The sequence below is a fragment of the Burkholderiales bacterium genome (assembly GCA_015075645.1).
Taxonomy (GTDB): domain Bacteria; phylum Pseudomonadota; class Gammaproteobacteria; order Burkholderiales; family Casimicrobiaceae; genus VBCG01.
On record JABTUF010000003.1, the window covers coordinates 492,588 to 510,637 of the forward strand.

Consider the following 18,050-nt stretch of genomic DNA (forward strand, 5'->3'; position numbering starts at 1 on the left):
CGGCTACGGGAGGATCTTGTCGCCGGCGGCGCCCTCGCGCTTCTCCGGACGGACCAGGTCCTCGCGCGACACGCCCATCCACATGACGAGCGGGGCCATCACCAGCACCGACGAGTAGATGCCGAACAGGATGCCGATCGTGAGCGCCAGCGCGAAGTAGTGCAGCGTCTCGCCGCCGAAGATCAGCATCGAGGTCACCATGATCTGCGTGCTGCCGTGCGTGATGACGGTGCGCGACATCGTGCTCGTGATCGCGTTGTCGATCACGTGCGTGACCGTCGCCTTGCGCATCTTGCGGAAATTCTCCCGGATCCGGTCGGCGACGACGACCGACTCGTTGACCGAGTAGCCCAGCACCGCGAGCAGCGCCGCCAGCACCGGGAGCGAGAACTCCCACTGGAAGAAGGCGAAGAAGCCCATGATGATGATGACGTCGTGCAGGTTCGCGACGATCGCCGCGACCGCGAAGCGCCACTCGAAGCGCATCGCCAGGTAGCCGACGATCCCGATCACGACGAGCAGCAGGGCGAGCGCGCCGTTCTCGTAGAGCTCCTTGCCGACCTGCGGCCCGACGAACTCGACGCGCACCTGCGTCGCCGTCGGGTCGTCCGCCTTGAGCGCGGCCATCACCCGCTCGGAGAGTTGCGCGGAGGAGACGCCCGGCTTGAGCGGCAGGCGCACGAGCGCGGTGTTCGCCGATCCGAACGCCTGGGCCGAGTACTCGCCCACGTCGAGCTTGTCGATCACGGCGCGCACGCGGTTGAAGTCGACCGCGTGCGCGTACTCGACCTCGATCACGGTGCCGCCGCGGAAGTCGACGCCGAAGTTGAGACCGCGATGCGCGAGGAAGAACACGGCGGCGAGGAACGTGACGACCGAGATCACGTTGAACACCAGCGCGTGCCGCATGAACGGGATGTCGCGCTTGAAGCGGAAGAATTCCATGGTGCGGGTTCCGTGTTCGTGCGTTCGTCGGCGCGCGCGTCAGCCCTTCGCGGGCGTGGCGGCGGGCGGACCCGGCCGCCAGATCTGGCCGATCGAGATGCGGTCGAGCTTGCGGCGACCGCCGTAGACCAGCGCGACGATGCCGCGCGAGACGAACACCGCCGAGAACATCGACGTCAGGATGCCGATGCAGTGGACGACGGCGAAGCCCTTGACCGGCCCGGTGCCGAACAGGAACAGCGCGATGCCGGCGATCAGCGTCGTGATGTTCGAGTCGAGGATGGTGCCCCAGGCGCGCTCGTAGCCCGCCTGGATGGCGGCGTGCGGCGTCGCGCCCCAGCGCAGCTCCTCGCGGATGCGCTCGTTGACGAGCACGTTCGCGTCGATCGCCATGCCGAGCGTCAGCGCGATCGCGGCGATGCCGGGCAGGGTCAGCGTGGCCTGAAGCATCGACAGGATCGAGACCAGCAGCAGCAGGTTGATCGTCAGGCAGATCGTCGAGATCACGCCCATCAGCATGTAGTAGGCGCAGATGAACGTCGACAGGACCAGGAAGCCCCACAGGACCGAGTGAAAGCCCTTGTCGATGTTCTCCTTGCCGAGCGACGGGCCGACGGTGCGCTCCTCGACGATCTCCATCGGCGCCGCCAGCGCGCCCGCGCGCATCAGCAGCGCGATGTCGTTCGCCTCGCGCGTGGTCATCGCGCCCGAGATCTGCACCCGGCCGCCGCCGATCTCGGTGCGGATCACCGGCGCGGTGATGAGTTCGGCGCGGTTCTTCTCGACCAGGACGATGGCCATGCGCTTGCCGACGTTCTCGCGCGTGATCTCCTTGAAGATCCGCGCCCCGGTGCCGTCGAGGTTCACGTGGACGGCGGGTTCGTTCGTCTGCTGGTCGAAGCCGGGCTGGGCGTCGTTGATCCGGTCGCCGGTGAGCACGACCTGTCGTTTGACCAGCACCTTCCCGCCGCGACGCTCGGTGAGGAGGTCGTTGCCGAACGGGATGTTGCCGGACATCGCCTGCTCGAACGCGCCCGGATCCTCGTTGACCATCCGGACCTCGAGCGTCGCTGTGCGCCCGAGGATGTCCTTGGCGTGCGCGGTGTCCTGCACGCCGGGCAGTTGCACGACGACACGCTCGGCGCCCTGCTGCTGGATGATCGGTTCGGCCACGCCGAGTTCGTTCACCCGGTTGCGCAGGATCTGGACGTTCTGCTGGATCGCGCCGTCCTGCAGCCGCTTCTGCGCCTCCGGGCGCAGCGTGGCGGCGATGCGGTACTCGCCCGGGACGCCGTCCTGCGCGCGCGCCACGAGGTCGGGATAGCTCCGGTCGATCGCGAGCAGCGCCTTGTTGCGCTCGGCCTCGTCGCGGAAGCGGAGCAACACGCCGCTGCCGTCGCGCGCGACGCCCGAATACTGGATCTTCTCGTTGCGCATCAGGCTGCGGAGGTCGGCGGCGTAGCGGTCGCCGGCCTTCTCCATCGCGGCCTTCATGTCGACCTGCAGCAGGAAGTGCACGCCGCCGCGCAGGTCGAGGCCGAGGAACATCGGCAGCGCGCCGATCGAAGCGAGCCAGCGCGGGGAGGTCGACAGCAGGTTGAGCGCGACGATGTAGCCGTCGCCGAGCTTCGCGGCGATCGCGTCGCGCGCCTTCAGTTGCGTGTCCGTGTCGTCGAAGCGGACCTTGACCCCGGTCGCGTCGAGGACCGCGCCGGTGAACGGGATCGACGCCGCCTCGAGCGTCTTCTCGACCGACGCCAGGAGCGCGCTGTCGAGCTTCACGCCGGCCTGCGAGGTGGAGACCTGGACCGCCGGCGCGTTGGGGAAGAAGTTCGGGAGCGTGTAGAGGAAGCCGATCGTGACGGCGATGCCGATCACGACGAATTTCCAGAGCGGATAGCGGTTCATGTCGGCTGGTTTCCGGGTGCAGGACGGCCGCGGCGCGTTTCTCCTACAAGGACTTGAGGGTGCCCTTCGGGAGCAGCTGCGAGACCGCGTGGCGCTGCACGCGGATCTCGACGCCCTGCGCGATCTCGAGGGTCACGTACTGGTCCTCGACCTTCGACACGCGCCCGACGACGCCGCCCGCCGTGACCACCTCGTTGCCCTTCTCGAGCGCATCGATCATCGCCCGGTGTTCCTTCTGCTTCTTCTGCTGCGGCCGGATCATCAGAAAATAGAAGATCGCGAAGATCGCGACCATCGGCAGCATCGTGGCGAGCAGGCTCTCGGTGCCGCCGGAAGCGGCGGCTTGGGCGTACGCGGGGGAGATCAGCACGTTAAAGGCTCCGGAAGTGGGGCGCGAACCCGATCGGGGTCTCGAACCCCGGCCGATCGTCCCCGGGCGGGGACACGCGGCCGGACGACGAATCGGACGGTCGGGTCGGGCGAACCCGAAAGTCTACCACGCACCCGACCTCCTTCCGGGCGTGCCCGGCGCTCCTGCTATTCGACCTCGCCGCCGGGAGCGCCGTTCCGTGTCCGGTCGGCGTGGAAGCCGGCGGCCCAGGCCGCGAAGCGGCCCGCCGCGATCGCCGCGCGCATCTCCGCGGCGAGCGTCAGGTAGTAGTGGAGGTTGTGGATCGTCGCGAGCCGGGCGCCCAGGATCTCGCCGACGCGTTGCAGGTGGTGGAGGTAGGCGCGCGAGTAGCCGCGGCAGGTCGGACAGGCGCAGGTCGGATCGACCGGGCCGGTGTCGCTCCGGTGGCGGGCGTTGCGGATCTTGACGTCGCCGTGGCGCGTGAAGAGCCAGCCGTTGCGGGCGTTGCGCGTGGGCATCACGCAGTCGAACATGTCGATGCCGGCGGCGACGCCCGCGACGATGTCCTCGGGGGTCCCGACGCCCATCAGGTAGCGCGGCCGGTCCGCGGGAAGCCGCGGCGCCGTGTGCGCGAGCATGCGCAGCATCTCGGGTTTGGGTTCGCCCACCGAAAGGCCGCCGATCGCGTAGCCGTCGAAGCCGATCGACGCGAGTTCGGCGATCGACTCGTCCCGCAGGTCCTCGTACATGCCGCCCTGAACGATCCCGAACAGCCGGTTCGCGTTGCCCTCGTGCGCGGCGCGCGAGCGTCGGGCCCAGCGCATCGACAGTCCCATCGACTGCGCCGCCTCGTCCCGCGACGCCGGGTACGGCGTGCATTCGTCGAACGCCATGACGATGTCGGAGTCGAGCGAGCGCTGGATCGCCATCGACGTCTCGGGGGTGAGGAACAGGCGGTCCCCGTTCACCGGCGAGGCGAAGGCGACCCCCTCCTCGGAGATCTTGCGCAATGCCCCCAGGCTGAACACCTGGAACCCGCCCGAATCGGTGAGGATCGGGTGCGGCCAGTTCATGAAGCGGTGGAGGCCGCCGTGCGCGTCGATCACCTCGGTGCCGGGGCGCAGCCACAGGTGGAAGGTGTTGCCGAGCACGATCGACGCCCCGGCGGCGGCGAGTTCGTCGGGCGACATCGCCTTGACCGTGCCGTAGGTGCCGACCGGCATGAACACCGGCGTCTCGACGACGCCGTGGGCGAGCGCAAGGCGCGCGCGGCGCGCCGCGCCGTCCGTCGCGAGGACGGTGAACGCCATCGTCACGTCTTGCCGTCTAGCGACGGCGAACCGGGACGAGCGTCAGCGCCGACGCCGCGAGGAGCAGGCTCAGCGCGAGCCACATCAGCGGCCCGCCCACCGGAACCAGCATCGGCGTCGACGGGATCGCGCGGTTCCTGGCCGACACGACGCCGTTGGTGCACCGGATCGTGGTGATCGACACTCCCTGCTGGACGCCCCCCAGCATCACGCGGGTCGTGAACACCATCTCGTAGGTCGCTGACGGAAGCGGTGCCGGGAACACCCGGTCGAACTTGGTGACGAAGGTCGCCGGACCGGTCTTGAGGTCGAGTTCGTAGGTGTCGTAGGGCAGGCCGTCGAGCGTGGTCGACCCCGGGCCGGAGACCGGCCCGCCGACCACCGCCAGGTTGCCGGTGGCGTTCACGACGAACGCCGTCTGCGAGCATTCGCCGGCGAAGTTCGAATAGGTGAGGGCGTCGTTCACGACCTTGACCGCCGGCGCGGGTTCGCCGCGCTCGCCGCTGGACTTCGCGGACGCGGACCCGGTCACGAGCATGCCGGCGACCGCGAGCGCCGCGAGGCATGCGCGGGCCGCACGCGACGCGCGCAGCGTCGGACCTTCGCCGGCCGAAACGCCGGACGGGGTGGCACCGAGCCACCGGGAGGCGATCTTCAATGGACTGGAGCAGGCGATCGCGCGGTCCGACATCCGGCCGGCGCCCGCCCACCATGCAATTGCGTTGTCCAAGCTTAGCGGGACTCTGGAGCGCTTGCCAAGGCGGAACCGGCATCCGGATCGAGAAAACCGACGAAAAGTGGCGAAAACTTCGCCGGAAGACCAGAAATGTCGCCAAACGGCGACGGAAATCCCCGTCAACCGGCCGGATCGGAGGCCTTTTCGAGCAGCATCGCGTCGCCATAGCTGAAGAAGCGGTAGCGCCGGGCGACGGCGTGGGCATAGGCGCGCGCGATGGTTTCGCGCCCCGCGAACGCGCTGACGAGCATCAGCAGCGTCGAGCGCGGCAGGTGGAAATTGGTGAGGAGCCGGTCGACGCTGCGGAAGCGGTAGCCGGGACGAATGAAGAGATCCGTTTCGCCCGCGCCGGCCGCGAGGCTGCCGCCCTCGGACGCGGCTTCGAGCGCGCGCGCGGTCGTCGTGCCGATCGCGAGCACGCGGTTTCCGCGCGCCCGCGCGATGGCAATCTCGCGCACCGTGGCCTTCGAAACCTCGTACCGCTCGGCGTGCATCCGGTGGCGGTCGAGGTCGCGGCTGCGCACCGGCAGGAACGTGCCAGCGCCGACGTGCAGCGTGACGCGCGCGAGCGACACGCCGCGCGAGGCGAGGCGAGCGAGCATCGGACGGTCGAAGTGCAGGCCGGCGGTCGGCGCGGCGGCCGCACCGGGATGGCGGGCGTAGACGGTCTGGTAGCGCTCGGCGTCCTCGGGCGAGGGCGGGCGTGCGATGTACGGGGGCAGCGGCATCGCGCCGTGCCGTTCGAGCCAGGCGTCGAGCGGTCCGGTGCCGTCGAATCTCAGGCGGACGAAACCGCCGTCACGCTCGAGTACCTCGGCGCGGGCGCCGGAGGCGAGCAGGATCTCGCTTCCGGACTTCGGCGGATGGCTCGCCCGAACCTGCGCCACCGCGTCCGCCTCGCCGGTGAGGCGCTCGATCAGGAGTTCGACCCGGCCGCCGGTGGGCTTCGTGCCGTGGAGCCGGGCCCGGATCACGCGCGTGTCGTTCATGACGACGACGTCGCCCGCCTCGACGAGCGACTCCAGGTCGACGAACGCGAGGTCGGCGAGCCGCTCGCCGTCGACGTGGAGCAGCCGGCTGCCCGTGCGCTCGGCCGACGGCACCTGCGCGATCAATTCCTCGGGCAGCGCGTAATCGAAGTCGTCGAGCGTGGGCTTGCGGTCGGCCATCGGCGCGCGCACGCGCCTGGTGCCGGGAGAGGGACTCGAACCCTCACGGTATTGCTACCGGCGGATTTTGAGTCCGCTGCGTCTGCCGTTCCGCCACCCCGGCGTCGTCCGCTGCTGCTGGCAGCGCGTCGCGGCGCGATTATCGCGCATTTGGCACCGGTGCCGCCTGGAGGGCCGGTTCAGCCGCCCGCCGGACGCGCGCGCTCGTAGGTGACGAACGCGTAGTCGGGACCGTCGTCGCCGCGATGCGCCTCGCGCGCGACCTCGAGCCAGTCGCCGCGCTCGTATGCCGGAAACCGGACGTCGCCCTCGTAGGCGCGGGCGATCTCGGTGAGATGCATCGTGGCCGCGCGAGCGAGGGCCTCGCGGTAGAGTTCGCCGCCCCCGATGCAGAACACGGGCGGCGGCATCGTGACGAGCGCGAGCGCGTGGTCGAGGTCGTGCGCGATCCTCGCGCCGGTCGCGACGTAGCCGGCGCGCGCGGTGACCACGATGTTTTCCCGTCCGGCGAGCGGACCGGCGAGCGACTCCCAGGTACGCCGGCCCATGACGACCGCGTGGCCCAGCGTCAGCTCGCGAAAATGGCGCAGGTCGTGTTTGAGCCGCCAGGGGAGGGCGCCCGACGCCCCGATGACGCCGTTGGACGCGACGGCCGCGACGATCGCGAAGTCGCGCACGCGCGACCCGCCCGGCCCTGCGCCCTCGCTCGCCTCGGGTGGCTTCGACACTGCGATGCTGCCCCAGCGGGGGGCGGTGTCATAATCGCGCGGATCATAGCAGCCGGCGTCCGCCGTGTATTACCCGCGATCCTTCCTCAAGTTCATCCTGCTGTCGTTCCTGCTGGTGAGCTTGCCGCTGCTCTACGCGCTCGCCGAGCTGCTGCTTTCGGTCGACCGGCTCGCGTCGCAGAGTCGGGAGGAAGTGCTGCAGGCGGCGCAGGCCGCGCGCACGAGCCGGCTGTTCTTCGAGCAGGCGACGACGCTCGAGCGGATCGTGCGCCAGCAGATCATCCTCGAAGATCCGGCGCTGCTCGAGGACTACGCGAAGGTGCGGCAGGACTTTCGCGCGACCGGCGCGCAGCTCGCGACGCTGCCGCTCGAGGAGACCGAGCGCAGGACGCTCGAGCGGCTCCTCGAGGACGAGGCGCGGCTCGCCGCGCGGCTCTCCGCGCCGAGGACCGGCAGCGAGGGCGCGACCGAACTCGCGGAGGGGTTCGCGTCGCTGGTCGAGGGCGCCCAGTCGATGCTGGGCGCGTCGGCTCAGCTCACGCAGCGAGCGATCGAGCGGCTGCAGGAGACGGCGACGGACGCGCGCGAGACCTGGCTGTGGCTCGCGCTCGCGACCGCCGCCATCGCGCTCGGCCTCGCGATCCTGTTCGCCGTGCTGATCGCGCGACCGATCCGCCAGCTCGACCTCGCGATCCGCCAGATGGGCACGGCCGACTTCACGCACGCGATCGTCGTCAACGGCCCGCAGGACCTCCGCTACGTCGGCCAGCGCCTCGAATGGCTGCGCACGCGCCTGCGCGAACTCGAGGAGCAGCAGACGCGCTTCCTGCGTCACGTGTCGCACGAACTCAAGACGCCGCTCACCGCGGTGCGCGAGGGCGCCGAACTCCTGCGCGACGAGGTCGGCGGCAAGCTCACGCGAGAACAGCAGGACATCGTGCGCATCGTGCGCGAGAACACGCTGTCGCTGCAGAAGCTGATCGAGGATCTGCTCAAGTGGCACCAGACGCGCGAGGTCGAGCCCGCGACGGTCGGGCCGGTCGAGCTGCCCGACATCGTCCGCCGCGTGCTGCGCGAACAGAAACTCGCGGCGCTCGCCCGGATGATCGCGTTCGAGACGCGGCTCGAGCCCGCCGTGGTCACCGGCGATGCCGAGCGGCTGCGAACCGTCGTCGACAACCTCGTGTCGAACGCGATCAAGTACTCGCCGCGCTCGGGCACGATCGACGTGGATCTGCGCGCACGCGACGGCCGGGCGGTGCTCGAGGTCGTCGACGGGGGGCCGGGCGTGGCGCCCGCGGATCGCGAACGCGTGTTCGAGTCGTTCTTCCAGGGGCCGCCGCCCGCCGACGGCCGGGTGAAGGGCAGCGGGCTCGGGCTCGCGATCGCGCGCGAATACGCGATCGCGCACGGCGGGCGCATCGAGGCGCTCGAGCGGACCGACGGCGCGCGCGGTGCGCGCTTCCGGTTCACGCTGCCGCTCGCCATCGGCGTGCGCGCGGGCGCGGCGGCGCGGCATGGCCTTGCCGCGGGAGTCGAGCGATGACGCCCGCATGGGGTCGGTCCCGGCGCGGCCGCGACATCCTCGCCGTCGCGGCCGCCGCGCTGCTCGCGGCCTGTGCCTCGCTGCCGGAGACTTCGCCGTCCGACATCGCGCTCTACGACGAGGACGTCACGCCGCTCGATGTCGAGAACACGACGGCGATGGACGCCCCACCGATCGAGCCGTTCGAGCCGGTCGAGCCGCCGATGATCGCGCCGCCTCTGCTGCCCGCGCCGTCTCCGGCGGCGGGCGGCAGCGGTCCCGACGCCGCGGCGACGCGCGCTCCGGAGCCGGCCGCCACCCCGCAGGGCACGGTGCCGGCGGGCAACGTCGTCGCGGCGGCCCCACCGACGACGCTGCCGGCGCCCGCGCCGATTCCGCCCGAGGACCTCGCCGCGCTCGCCCTGATCGGCGACCTCGTCCGCTACAACGCGCTCGCCCCCGACGACGTCAAGCGCGAAATCGGCGTCGTGACCAACGCAATGGCCCGCGACCGGAGCGACGCCAACCGAGTCAGGCTCGCGGTGCTCTACACGCTTTCGCACGGCAACCCCCAGGACGACCAGCGCGCCTTGCAACTGCTCGAGAACGTCGCGAAGAGCGGCGGCGGCAGCACGCCGGTGAAGGCGATCGCGGCGATCCTGCACGTGCAGGTGAGCGTTCGGGTCCGCTCGGTGCGCGACGAGCAGGTCCGTGGGAACGAAGCCGTCCAGAAACTCGAGGCCCTGCGCGCGATGGAGCGCAGCCTGCTGCGCGATCGCGTGCGCAGCGGGGGTGGAGGAGGCGGCGGCGGCGGGGGCGGAGGCGGCAGCGGCGGGCGCTAGGGCCTTCGGGCCCCGGACCCCGCGCGGGGACATGACACGATGAAGAACGGCGATCTGCTCCTGGTCGATGACGATCCCGACCTCCTGAAGCTCATCAGCCTGCGGCTCACTTCCGCGGGCTATCGCGTGCGGACCGCGGAGAGCGGGGAAGCCGCGCTCGCCGCCATCGCGGTCACGCGGCCCTCGCTCGTGATCAGCGACATGCGCATGCCCGGCATCGACGGGCTCGCGCTGTTCGACGCGATCTGGCGCCAGCACCCCGCGTTGCCGGTGATCATCCTCACCGCACACGGCACGATCCCCGATGCGGTCGACGCGACCCAGCGCGGGGTCTTCGGCTTCCTCACCAAGCCCTTCGACAGCCAGGAACTGCTGCAGAAGGTTTCAGCCGCCATCTCGCTGTCCGGCGACGGGCCGGCGGCGCCTTCGGAGGACGACTGGCGGTCCGGCATCATCACGCGCAGCCCCGCGATGGAGGATCTGCTCCGCCAGGCGCGGCTCGTCGCCGATTCCGATGCGGCGGTGCTCATCACCGGCGAGTCGGGAACCGGGAAGGAACTCCTCGCGCAGGCCATCCACCGCGCGAGCCGGCGCGGAGCGCGGCCCTTCGTCGCGGTGAACTGCGGCGCGATCCCCGGCGAACTCCTCGAATCCGAACTCTTCGGGCACGCGCGCGGCGCCTTCACCGGAGCCGTCCAGGCGCACAAGGGACTGTTCCAGTCGGCCGACGGCGGCTCGCTCCTGCTGGACGAGATCGGCGACATGCCGCTTCCGCTGCAGGTGAAGCTCCTGCGCGTGCTGCAGCAGGGCGAGGTGCGTCCGGTCGGCTCGACCCAGGCCATCCCGGTCGATGTACGCGTGATCTCGGCGACCCACCGCGATCTCGCGGCGCAGCGGGCCGCGGGCCTCTTCCGCGAGGACCTGTACTACCGCCTCAATGTCGTGTCGCTGCGCCTGCCGCCGCTCGCCGAGAGACGCGAGGACATCCCGCTGCTCGCGACCCACTTCCTGCGCGGCCTCGCCGAGCGTTACCGGAAGGCCGTGCCGACACTCGCCCCCGACGCGATGCAGGCGCTGGTGGCGGCGCCCTGGCCCGGCAACGTGCGCCAGCTCCTGAATCTCCTCGAGCAGGCGGTCGCCTTGACCACTACCGGCGTCATTCCGGCGACGCTCGTCCAGAGCGCGCTCCGGGAGGACGCCGCCGCGCTCGTTCCCTTCGAGGAAGCCCGCAAGACCTTCGAGCGCGACTACCTGGTGCGCCTGCTCAAGATCACCGGCGGTAACGTCACCCAGGCGGCGCAGCTCGCCAAGCGCAACCGGACCGAGTTCTACAAACTGCTGCAGCGGCACCGCCTCGAACCGGCGATGTTCAAGGAATCGAAGCAGTAGTCATCCCGCCCCTCCGCGACTGTCGGGAAAAGGCGACGCGGAGAATCTCATGAAATCAATGGCTTGCATCGCCGCGTCGCGGCGATGTCGTGCCGATGCGACAACTCGCCCGGACGGTCGCCGACGCGTGCTCGGGCGGTTGGTGCGGTTAGATGAACGATCGCGTTGATTTGGGCGGAGATGACGCCATGTTGTCTACGCAGTCGAGTTCTGGCACGGTGCGTGCTAGACCTGTGGTGACTGCCGCAGGAGTTTGACATGGATGCGTTTTCGCCCGAGTTCGTGAGCCACTGGTTCGCCGATGCCGACGACGATGCCGTCGCGCGCCAGGACGAACGGAGCACGGCGGGCGACGACGAGGCGCTCGCGGAACTCGCCGAGCGCGTCTTGGCGGCACGCAGCATCGTCTGACCGTTCTTCGGCGGCCGCGAGGCCGCGCCCTCCGGAAGCGGGGCACCGTCGCTTCCTCTATCGGAATCCCCCTTGCCCGCCCACTCCTCCCGGCGGGCTTCTTTTTGCGCCTGGCCTGGAAGTGAAGGCCTACTTACGCGGCCGACCGCTGGCGTATCCGGTCGATCAGGGGAGCACCGCCCATCAGACCGCCACCGGCGCCTTGATCGCCGGATGGTGGCGGTAGTCGACGACCTCGATGTCGTCGAGCGTGTAGTCGAAGAGCGAAGCGGGCTTGCGGCGGAACGCGAGCCGCGGCGGCGGAAAAGGGGCCCGCGCGAGCTGCTCCTCGACCTGGGCGAGGTGGTTCAGGTACAGGTGGCAATCGCCCCCGGTCCAGACGAAGTCGCCGACCGCGAGGTCGCACTGTTGCGCGACCATGTGGGTCAGCAGCGCGTAGCTCGCGATGTTGAACGGCACGCCGAGGAAGAGGTCGGCGCTGCGCTGGTAGAGCTGGCATGACAGGCGGCCCTCCGCCACGTGGAACTGGAAGAACGCGTGGCAGGGCGGCAGCGCCATCCGCGGAATCTCGGCCACGTTCCAGGCCGACACGATGAGCCGCCGCGAATCGGGATTGCGCCTCAGTTCGGCGAGGAGCCCTGCGATCTGGTCGATGCGCGAGCCGTCGGGCGCGGGCCACGAGCGCCATTGCACGCCGTACACCGGGCCGAGTTCGCCGTTCGCGTCGGCCCATTCGTCCCAGATCGTCACGCCGTGTTCGCGCAGGTAGCCGACGTTCGACTCGCCGCGCAGGAACCACAACAGCTCGACGATCACCGACTTCAGGTGCACGCGCTTGGTCGTGACGACCGGAAAACCGCGCGCGAGGTCGAAGCGCATCTGGTGGCCGAACACCGACAGCGTGCCGGTCCCGGTGCGGTCGGCCTTGCGCGCGCCGTGGTCGCGCACGTGCCGGAGCAGGTCGAGGTAGGGCTGCATCGTGGGACTCGTGCCGATTGTATCGGAGCCCCGACGCGCCCTCCGCGCGGGCCGTCCGTCGGCGGGGCTTGACCGTGGCGCCCGCGCGGAGTAGCTTCTTGTGCCTATATGACTAGTCATGTAGGCATTTAGGGGCACCCCTCGATGCGCTCCACCTACCGCCGCGCGCTGCCGCGCGCCTGGTCCCCGGTCGCCCGCGTGTTCACCGCGCTCGGCGATCCGCACCGCCAGCGCATCCTGCTCATGTTCGAGCGCGGCGAGCGGCTGTCGATCGCCGAGATCGTCGCGGCGTCCACGCTGTCGCGCACCGCCGTCGCGCACCACCTGCGCGTCCTGCGCGAGGCCGGCGTGCTGCGCTCCGAGAAGGTCGGCCGCGAGGTCTGGTACTGGCCCGACCCGGCGCCGGTGCGCTCGGCGCTCGACGCCGTCGAAGACTATCTCCGCGCGAACCACTGAGACCTTCGACGCCGCCGCGCCCGCGAGGACCGACATGCCCGCCGCCAACCCGCCCGCCGCGCCCCGGCGCCCCTCCAGCCAGTTCGACCTGCTGCGCCAGCGGCGTTTCGCGCCGTTCTTCTGGACCCAGTTCCTCGGCGCCGCGAACGACAACGTGTACAAGAACGCGCTGGTGATCTTCGTGGCGTTCCACGCGGCGTCGATGACCTCGATGGACCCGAACACGCTGGTGAATCTCGCGGGCGCCGTGTTCATCGCACCGTTCATGCTCCTCTCGGCCACCGGCGGGCAGCTCGCCGACAAGTTCGAGAAGTCGCGGCTGATCCGCGCGATCAAGCTCTTCGAGATCGCGATCATGCTGGTCGGGCTTGCGGGCTTCTGGCTGCGCGATCTCGTGCTGCTGTTCGCCGCGCTCGCGCTCCTCGGGGTGCACTCGACGCTGTTCGGGCCGGTCAAGTACGCGATCCTTCCGCAGAAGCTCGCGCCGGAGGAACTGGTCGGCGGCAACGGGATGGTCGAGATGGGGACCTTCGTCGCGATCCTCGTCGGCACGATCGCGGGCGGGCTCGTCGTCGGGGTCGAGCCGCACGGACCGCTCCTCGCCGGTGCGCTGGCGCTGGCGGTCGCGGTCGCCGGCTGGTGGACGAGCCGGAGGATCCCCGACACGCCGGCCGTCGACCCGGCGCTCGCGTTCGGCTGGAATCCGTTTACCGAAACCTGGCGCAACCTGCGCTTCGCCGCGCGCAACCGCGTCGTGTGGCTCGCGATGATGGGCATCTCGTGGTTCTGGTTCTACGGCGCGGTGTTCCTCGCCCAGTTCGCCGGCTACTCGCGCGACCACCTGGGCGGCAACGAGACGGTCGTCACCGTCCTGCTCGCGCTGTTCTCGGTGGGGATCGGAACCGGCTCGCTGCTGTGCGAGAAGATGTCGCGGCACCGCGTCGAACTCGGCCTCGTGCCCTTCGGCTCGATCGGCCTCACGCTCTTCGCGATCGACCTGTGGTTCGCGAGCCGGGGCCTCACGGCCGGCGCGATCGCCGGATTCGGCGCGTTCCTCGGTGAGCCCGCGCACTGGCGCGTGGCGTTCGACCTCGTCGCGATCGGCGTGTTCGGCGGGTTCTACATCGTGCCGCTGTACGCGCTGATCCAGGAACGCAGCGCGCCGACCCATCGGTCGCGCATCATCGCGGCGAACAACATCCTGAACGCGCTGTTCATCGTCGCGGCCGCGGCCCTCGCCATCGCGCTGCTGAAGGCCGGGCTCTCGATCCCCGACCTGTTCCTCGTCACCGGACTCATGAACGCGGCGGTCGCGCTGTTCATCTTCCGGCTGGTGCCCGAGTTCCTGATGCGCTTCCTCGCCTGGGTCCTGATCAACCTCGTCTACCGGGTGCGCGCTCGCGGCCTCGAGCGCATTCCGGAGTCGGGACCCTGCGTCGTCGTGTGCAACCACGTGAGCTACGTCGACGCCGTCGCCGTCGCGGGCTGCGTCGTGCGCCCGGTGCGCTTCGTCATGGACCACCGCATTTTCGCGATCCCGGTGCTGTCGTTCGTGTTCCGCAACATGGGCGCGATCCCGATCGCCCCGGCGAAGGAGGACGCGGCGATGAAGGAGCGGGGATTCGCCGAGGCGGCCGCGGTGCTCGCCCGGGGCGAGGTGCTCGGCATCTTCCCCGAGGGACAACTCACGCCCGACGGCGAGATCGGCGTGTTCCGGCCGGGCCTCTCGGAGATCCTGCAGCGCTGTCCCGCGCCGGTGGTGCCGATGGCGCTGCGCGGGCTGTGGGGCAGCTATTGGTCGCGCGCGAAGGCCGCGAAGGCGAAGCGCTTCCGCGCGTTCGCGCGCATCGGACTCGTCGTGGGTGCGCCGATCGCCGCGCAGGAGGCCACGCCCGCGCGGTTGCGCGACGAGATCGCGGCGCTGCGCGGCAACGAGCGCTGAAGGCGCGACCCGGAGGACGGCGATGTTCAAGTGGATCGGATTCGCGGCAGGATGCGCGATCGCATGGGTCCTCGACCCGGAGTTCCTCGCTTCGGTCGCGCTCATCGCGCTCGGGCTCGGGGTCGGCATCGAGCTCGACCGCCGGCGCAAGCCTCCCGGCGGCACGGCGGGTGCGCCGCTCGAACTCATGCAGAGGCTCGCGCGTCTCGAGCGCCGGATGGACGCGATCGAAGCCGCGGTCACCGGCGCGCGCCCCGTGCTCGCGCCGCGGGAACCGGCGCCGCCTGCCGACGCGAATTCGGAGATCCCGGAAGCGGAAGTGCGCGGCGCCGGGATTGCGATCACCGCCGCCGCCGCCACGGACGACGGCCGGATCGCGGAAGCGGACTCGATGGCGGCGCCGCCGCCGCGGCCCGCCTACGGCGCCGCTCCGACTTCGCCCGTGCCGGGCGCGGTGGTCGAAGGCGTGTGCGCGACGCCGGCCGCAACGCCCGTCGCGGCGCGGCGCAGCGCGTGGACCTGGTTCACCGAAGGCAACACGATGACGCGCGTCGGCGTCGTCATCCTGTTCTTCGGCGTCGCCTTCCTGCTCTCGTGGTTCGCCGACCAGTTGACGCTGTCGGTGGAAGTCGCGCTCGCGCTCGTCGCGGGCGCCGGAGCCGCGCTGATCGCGTTGGGCGCGAAGCTCGCGGCCGGCCGCCCCGGCTACGCGCTGTCGCTCGAAGGCGCGGGCGCGGGCATCCTGTACCTCACGACGTTCGCCGCATCGCGGGTGTTCGACGTGCTGCCGCCGGTCCCGGCGCTCCTCGCCCTGGTGGCGGTCGCCGCGCTCACCGTGGCGCTCGCCTGGCGCACCGACTCGCAGGCGCTCGCCGCGCTCGCGATCGCCGGCGGCTTCCTCGCCCCGTTCCTCGTGGCGCGCGAAGCCGGAGCCCCCGCGGCGCTGTTCGGGTGGTTCGCCGTGCTGAACGCGGCCGTCTTCGCGCTCGCCTGGCATCGCGCGTGGCGTGCGCTCAACGCGCTCGGTGCGGTGTTCACCTTCGTGCTCGGGATCGTCTGGGGCTCTCGCTACTACACGCCGGCGCACTTCGCGGTGGTGCAGCCGTTCCTCGCGCTGTACGTCGCGTTCTATCTCGGCGTGGCGATCCTCTACGCGCGGCGCGCGCCGCTCGAGGATCGCAAGCCGGTCGATGCGCTGATCGTGTTCGGCGTGCCGGTCGCGGCGTTCGCGCTGCAGGCCGGGCTCGTGTCCGACCTGCGCTACGGAGCCGCCTGGGCCGCGGTGGCGTATGCGGCGGTCTACGCCGTCCTGTTCACGCTGCTGCGCCCGCGGGCGGAGCCGGGACTCCGGCTGCTCGCCCGGTCGTTCCTCGCGCTCGCCGTCGTGTTCGCGACGATCGCGATCCCGTTCGCGTTCGACGCGCGCTGGACCTCCGCGTGGTGGGCACTGGAGGCCGCCGGCGTGTACTGGCTCGGCTGCGCGCAGGACCAGCGCCGCGCGCGTGTGTTCGCACTGGTCCTGCAAGCCGGCGCGGCGGCGGCGTTCGTGCTGGGCGGATGGCCGCAGGGGGCGATGCCGGTGTTCGCGAACGCGACCTTCCTCGGCGCTGCGATGATCGGCGTCGCCGCTCTCGCCAGCGGGTGGTCGGCGGACCGCCACCGCGCGGTGCTCGACGCGGGGGAGCGCTCGTTCACCGCCGTCCTGGTCGCGTGGGGCATCGCCTGGTGGCTCGTCGCCGGCGTCACCGACGTGGTCCGTGCGCGCCCCGGCTGGCTCGGGCCCGGACCGGGCAACGCCGCGCTCGCCTGGGTGGTCGCGAGCGTCGCGGCCGCGCTCGCGCTGGCGCGCGCGATCGACTGGCCGCGCCTCGCGTGGTTCGGCGCGGCGCTCGCGCCCGCGATCGTGCTCGCCTTCCTCTCGCAGTTCCACGATGCGCGCACGACGCTCGCCTGGCCGGGCTTCCTCGTGTGGCCGGCCGCCTGGGCGCTGCACTGGGTCGCGCTCCACCTGCGCGATCCGCGCGACGAGGCGCCCCCGTCGTGGCTCGCCATTGCTCACGCGGCCTCCATGGTCGCGCTCGTCGCCTGGGCCGCGTGGGAGGCGAGCGAGTGGACCGGCCGGTGGACGCCGTCCGGAACGGCGTGGATCGCGTGCGCGGCCGCGCTCCCGGGCATCGCGATGCTCGCCGGGACGCTTCGTGCGCCGTTCGCGACGCGTTGGCCGGCCGCGCGCTTCCCCGGCGCGTACCTGCGCGACGCCGGCACCGTGGTCGCATGCGCGCTCGCGGTGTGGTTCGTGGGCACGAACATCGTCTCGCCGGGCAATCCCGCGCCCCTTCCGTGGCTGCCGCTCGGGAACCCGCTCGACCTGACGTTCGCGGCGGCACTCGTCGTCGCGGCGCTCTGGGCCCGCGACCACTCCGGCATGTCCGCGCCGGCGCGCGAGCACGCGCTCGGCGCGGCGTTCTTCATCGCGGGGAACGGCTTCATCCTGCGCGTCGCCCATCAGTGGGGCGGGGTGCCCTGGAGGCTGTCGTCGCTGATGGCGTCGAAGCCGGTCCAGGCCGCGATCACGCTCGCATGGACCGCGACCGCGCTCGTGCTGATGGTGTGGGCGTCGCGCAAGGCGTCGCGCGCACGCTGGCTGACCGGGGCGGCGCTCCTGGCCGCGGTGGTCGTGAAACTCTTCGTCGTCGACCTCGCCGCGCTCTCCGGCCTGCCGCGCATCGCGGCGTTCCTCGGCGTCGGCGCGATGGTGCTCGCGATCGGCTATTTCGCGCCGCCACCGTCCGCCCCGACCGGCCAGGCCGCGGAAACGAGTGCCGGCAACGCCGAGGCGGACGGCGCGCGCAGGACGTGATCGGCGATCGAGGAGAGCGGAGTCAGGCGCGGATTCACCTCGACCACGACCGCGCCCGCCGCCTTCGCGCTCCGCGGCAGCGCCGCGGCCGGGTAGACCTCGGCGGAGGTGCCGGCGACGATCATCAGGTCGGCCCGCCGCGCTTCGTCCTCGGCGCGCGCGAGCGCTTCCGCCGGCAACGCCTCCTCGAACCACACGACGTCGGGACGCAGGAACGCGCCGCAGTCCGTGCAGCGCGGCGTTCGGCGTACCAGTCCCACACGAGCTCGGGATGCCGCGCGAACGCCGAGGGTGTCGCGAGTTCGCGCGGATCGAATCGGGCCCACAGCCCGGTCTGCGCGTCGCGAAAGGTCGGCACGCCCGACTCCGCCGACACGCCGGCGCCGGTGAGCACGACGACGCGGCGCGGCGGGGCGATGTTCGTGCGCGGCGAACTCGACTCCGGACCGGGCACCGCGTAACCGGCGCACGCGGAACCGGCGTGCGCGCGTGCTAGCAT

Annotated in this window: 15 protein-coding genes, 1 tRNA gene and 1 pseudogene; 7 read left to right on the top strand and 10 right to left on the bottom strand. The window is 71.2% G+C overall.

What is annotated here, in order from left to right:
• Nucleotides 1-3: 3 nt before the first annotated feature.
• The 8 genes from secF to HS109_09310 form a co-directional block, all read right to left on the bottom strand.
• Nucleotides 4-945 (bottom strand): protein translocase subunit SecF, encoded by a 942-nt coding sequence (gene secF, locus HS109_09275; GenBank protein ID MBE7522563.1) that lies wholly within the window; start codon nucleotides 943-945, stop codon nucleotides 4-6.
• A gap of 39 nt (nucleotides 946-984) precedes the next feature.
• Nucleotides 985-2,853, bottom strand: a complete 1,869-nt coding sequence (secD, locus tag HS109_09280; GenBank protein ID MBE7522564.1) for a protein translocase subunit SecD — start codon at nucleotides 2,851-2,853, stop codon at nucleotides 985-987.
• A gap of 43 nt (nucleotides 2,854-2,896) precedes the next feature.
• The gene (yajC, locus tag HS109_09285; GenBank protein MBE7522565.1) at nucleotides 2,897-3,223 is read right to left on the bottom strand and encodes a preprotein translocase subunit YajC; all 327 of its coding nucleotides are present in this window, start codon (nucleotides 3,221-3,223) and stop codon (nucleotides 2,897-2,899) included.
• Between the two features lie 167 nt (nucleotides 3,224-3,390).
• Nucleotides 3,391-4,515, bottom strand: a complete 1,125-nt coding sequence (gene tgt, locus HS109_09290) for a tRNA guanosine(34) transglycosylase Tgt (protein MBE7522566.1) — start codon at nucleotides 4,513-4,515, stop codon at nucleotides 3,391-3,393.
• A 16-nt stretch (nucleotides 4,516-4,531) separates the two neighbouring features.
• Nucleotides 4,532-5,245, bottom strand: coding sequence for a hypothetical protein (locus HS109_09295; protein ID MBE7522567.1), 714 nt, complete (start codon nucleotides 5,243-5,245; stop codon nucleotides 4,532-4,534).
• A 125-nt stretch (nucleotides 5,246-5,370) separates the two neighbouring features.
• A complete protein-coding gene (queA, locus tag HS109_09300) occupies nucleotides 5,371-6,420 on the bottom strand; it encodes a tRNA preQ1(34) S-adenosylmethionine ribosyltransferase-isomerase QueA (protein MBE7522568.1) in 1,050 nt (349 codons plus the stop codon).
• 17 nt (nucleotides 6,421-6,437) lie between these two features.
• Nucleotides 6,438-6,523: transfer RNA gene (locus HS109_09305), tRNA-Leu, on the bottom strand.
• A 76-nt stretch (nucleotides 6,524-6,599) separates the two neighbouring features.
• Nucleotides 6,600-7,097, bottom strand: coding sequence for a dihydrofolate reductase (locus HS109_09310; GenBank protein MBE7522569.1), 498 nt, complete (start codon nucleotides 7,095-7,097; stop codon nucleotides 6,600-6,602).
• 115 nt (nucleotides 7,098-7,212) lie between these two features.
• Here HS109_09310 and HS109_09315 point away from each other — a divergent pair, with 115 nt between their 5' ends.
• The 4 genes from HS109_09315 (at nucleotide 7,213) to HS109_09330 (ending at nucleotide 11,315) form a co-directional block, all read left to right on the top strand.
• Nucleotides 7,213-8,694, top strand: a complete 1,482-nt coding sequence (locus HS109_09315) for a HAMP domain-containing histidine kinase (GenBank protein ID MBE7522570.1) — start codon at nucleotides 7,213-7,215, stop codon at nucleotides 8,692-8,694.
• Nucleotides 8,691-9,515, top strand: coding sequence for a hypothetical protein (locus HS109_09320; GenBank protein ID MBE7522571.1), 825 nt, complete (start codon nucleotides 8,691-8,693; stop codon nucleotides 9,513-9,515). The genes HS109_09315 and HS109_09320 overlap by 4 nt, the downstream gene beginning before the upstream one ends.
• A gap of 39 nt (nucleotides 9,516-9,554) precedes the next feature.
• Nucleotides 9,555-10,904: a sigma 54-interacting transcriptional regulator gene (locus HS109_09325; protein MBE7522572.1), complete on the top strand. Its 1,350-nt coding sequence runs from the start codon at nucleotides 9,555-9,557 to the stop codon at nucleotides 10,902-10,904.
• 258 nt (nucleotides 10,905-11,162) lie between these two features.
• A complete protein-coding gene (locus HS109_09330) occupies nucleotides 11,163-11,315 on the top strand; it encodes a hypothetical protein (protein ID MBE7522573.1) in 153 nt (50 codons plus the stop codon).
• Between the two features lie 183 nt (nucleotides 11,316-11,498).
• Here the strand turns inward: HS109_09330 and HS109_09335 are convergent, their stop codons facing one another.
• A complete protein-coding gene (locus HS109_09335) occupies nucleotides 11,499-12,293 on the bottom strand; it encodes a thymidylate synthase (GenBank protein ID MBE7522574.1) in 795 nt (264 codons plus the stop codon).
• A 144-nt stretch (nucleotides 12,294-12,437) separates the two neighbouring features.
• On the opposite strand from HS109_09335, the gene HS109_09340 reads away from it, so the two are divergent.
• From HS109_09340 to HS109_09350, 3 genes are read left to right on the top strand one after another with little or no spacing between them, the layout of a single operon-like run.
• Nucleotides 12,438-12,749, top strand: a complete 312-nt coding sequence (locus HS109_09340) for a helix-turn-helix transcriptional regulator (protein MBE7522575.1) — start codon at nucleotides 12,438-12,440, stop codon at nucleotides 12,747-12,749.
• Nucleotides 12,750-12,783: 34 nt separating this feature from the next.
• Nucleotides 12,784-14,691 (top strand): MFS transporter, encoded by a 1,908-nt coding sequence (locus HS109_09345; protein ID MBE7522576.1) that lies wholly within the window; start codon nucleotides 12,784-12,786, stop codon nucleotides 14,689-14,691.
• A gap of 22 nt (nucleotides 14,692-14,713) precedes the next feature.
• Entirely contained in the window at nucleotides 14,714-17,551 is a 2,838-nt protein-coding gene (locus HS109_09350) for a DUF2339 domain-containing protein (protein ID MBE7522577.1), read from the top strand.
• Here the strand turns inward: HS109_09350 and HS109_09355 are convergent.
• Nucleotides 17,461-18,050 (bottom strand): annotated as a pseudogene (locus HS109_09355) (hypothetical protein). The gene HS109_09350 and the pseudogene HS109_09355 overlap by 91 nt on opposite strands.

Excerpts from the sequence above, each read along its gene's own strand:
- HS109_09335 (MBE7522574.1), bottom strand. The coding sequence starts at position 12,293 with ATGCAGCCCTACCTCGACCTGCTCCGGCACGTGCGCGACCACGGCGCG.
- tgt (MBE7522566.1), bottom strand. The coding sequence starts at position 4,515 with ATGGCGTTCACCGTCCTCGCGACGGACGGCGCGGCGCGCCGCGCGCGC.
- HS109_09330 (MBE7522573.1), top strand. The coding sequence starts at position 11,163 with ATGGATGCGTTTTCGCCCGAGTTCGTGAGCCACTGGTTCGCCGATGCC.
- secF (MBE7522563.1), bottom strand. The coding sequence starts at position 945 with ATGGAATTCTTCCGCTTCAAGCGCGACATCCCGTTCATGCGGCACGCG.
- HS109_09345 (MBE7522576.1), top strand. The coding sequence starts at position 12,784 with ATGCCCGCCGCCAACCCGCCCGCCGCGCCCCGGCGCCCCTCCAGCCAG.
- secD (MBE7522564.1), bottom strand. The coding sequence starts at position 2,853 with ATGAACCGCTATCCGCTCTGGAAATTCGTCGTGATCGGCATCGCCGTC.
- HS109_09350 (MBE7522577.1), top strand. The coding sequence starts at position 14,714 with ATGTTCAAGTGGATCGGATTCGCGGCAGGATGCGCGATCGCATGGGTC.
- HS109_09340 (MBE7522575.1), top strand. The coding sequence starts at position 12,438 with ATGCGCTCCACCTACCGCCGCGCGCTGCCGCGCGCCTGGTCCCCGGTC.
- HS109_09320 (MBE7522571.1), top strand. The coding sequence starts at position 8,691 with ATGACGCCCGCATGGGGTCGGTCCCGGCGCGGCCGCGACATCCTCGCC.
- HS109_09325 (MBE7522572.1), top strand. The coding sequence starts at position 9,555 with ATGAAGAACGGCGATCTGCTCCTGGTCGATGACGATCCCGACCTCCTG.
- queA (MBE7522568.1), bottom strand. The coding sequence starts at position 6,420 with ATGGCCGACCGCAAGCCCACGCTCGACGACTTCGATTACGCGCTGCCC.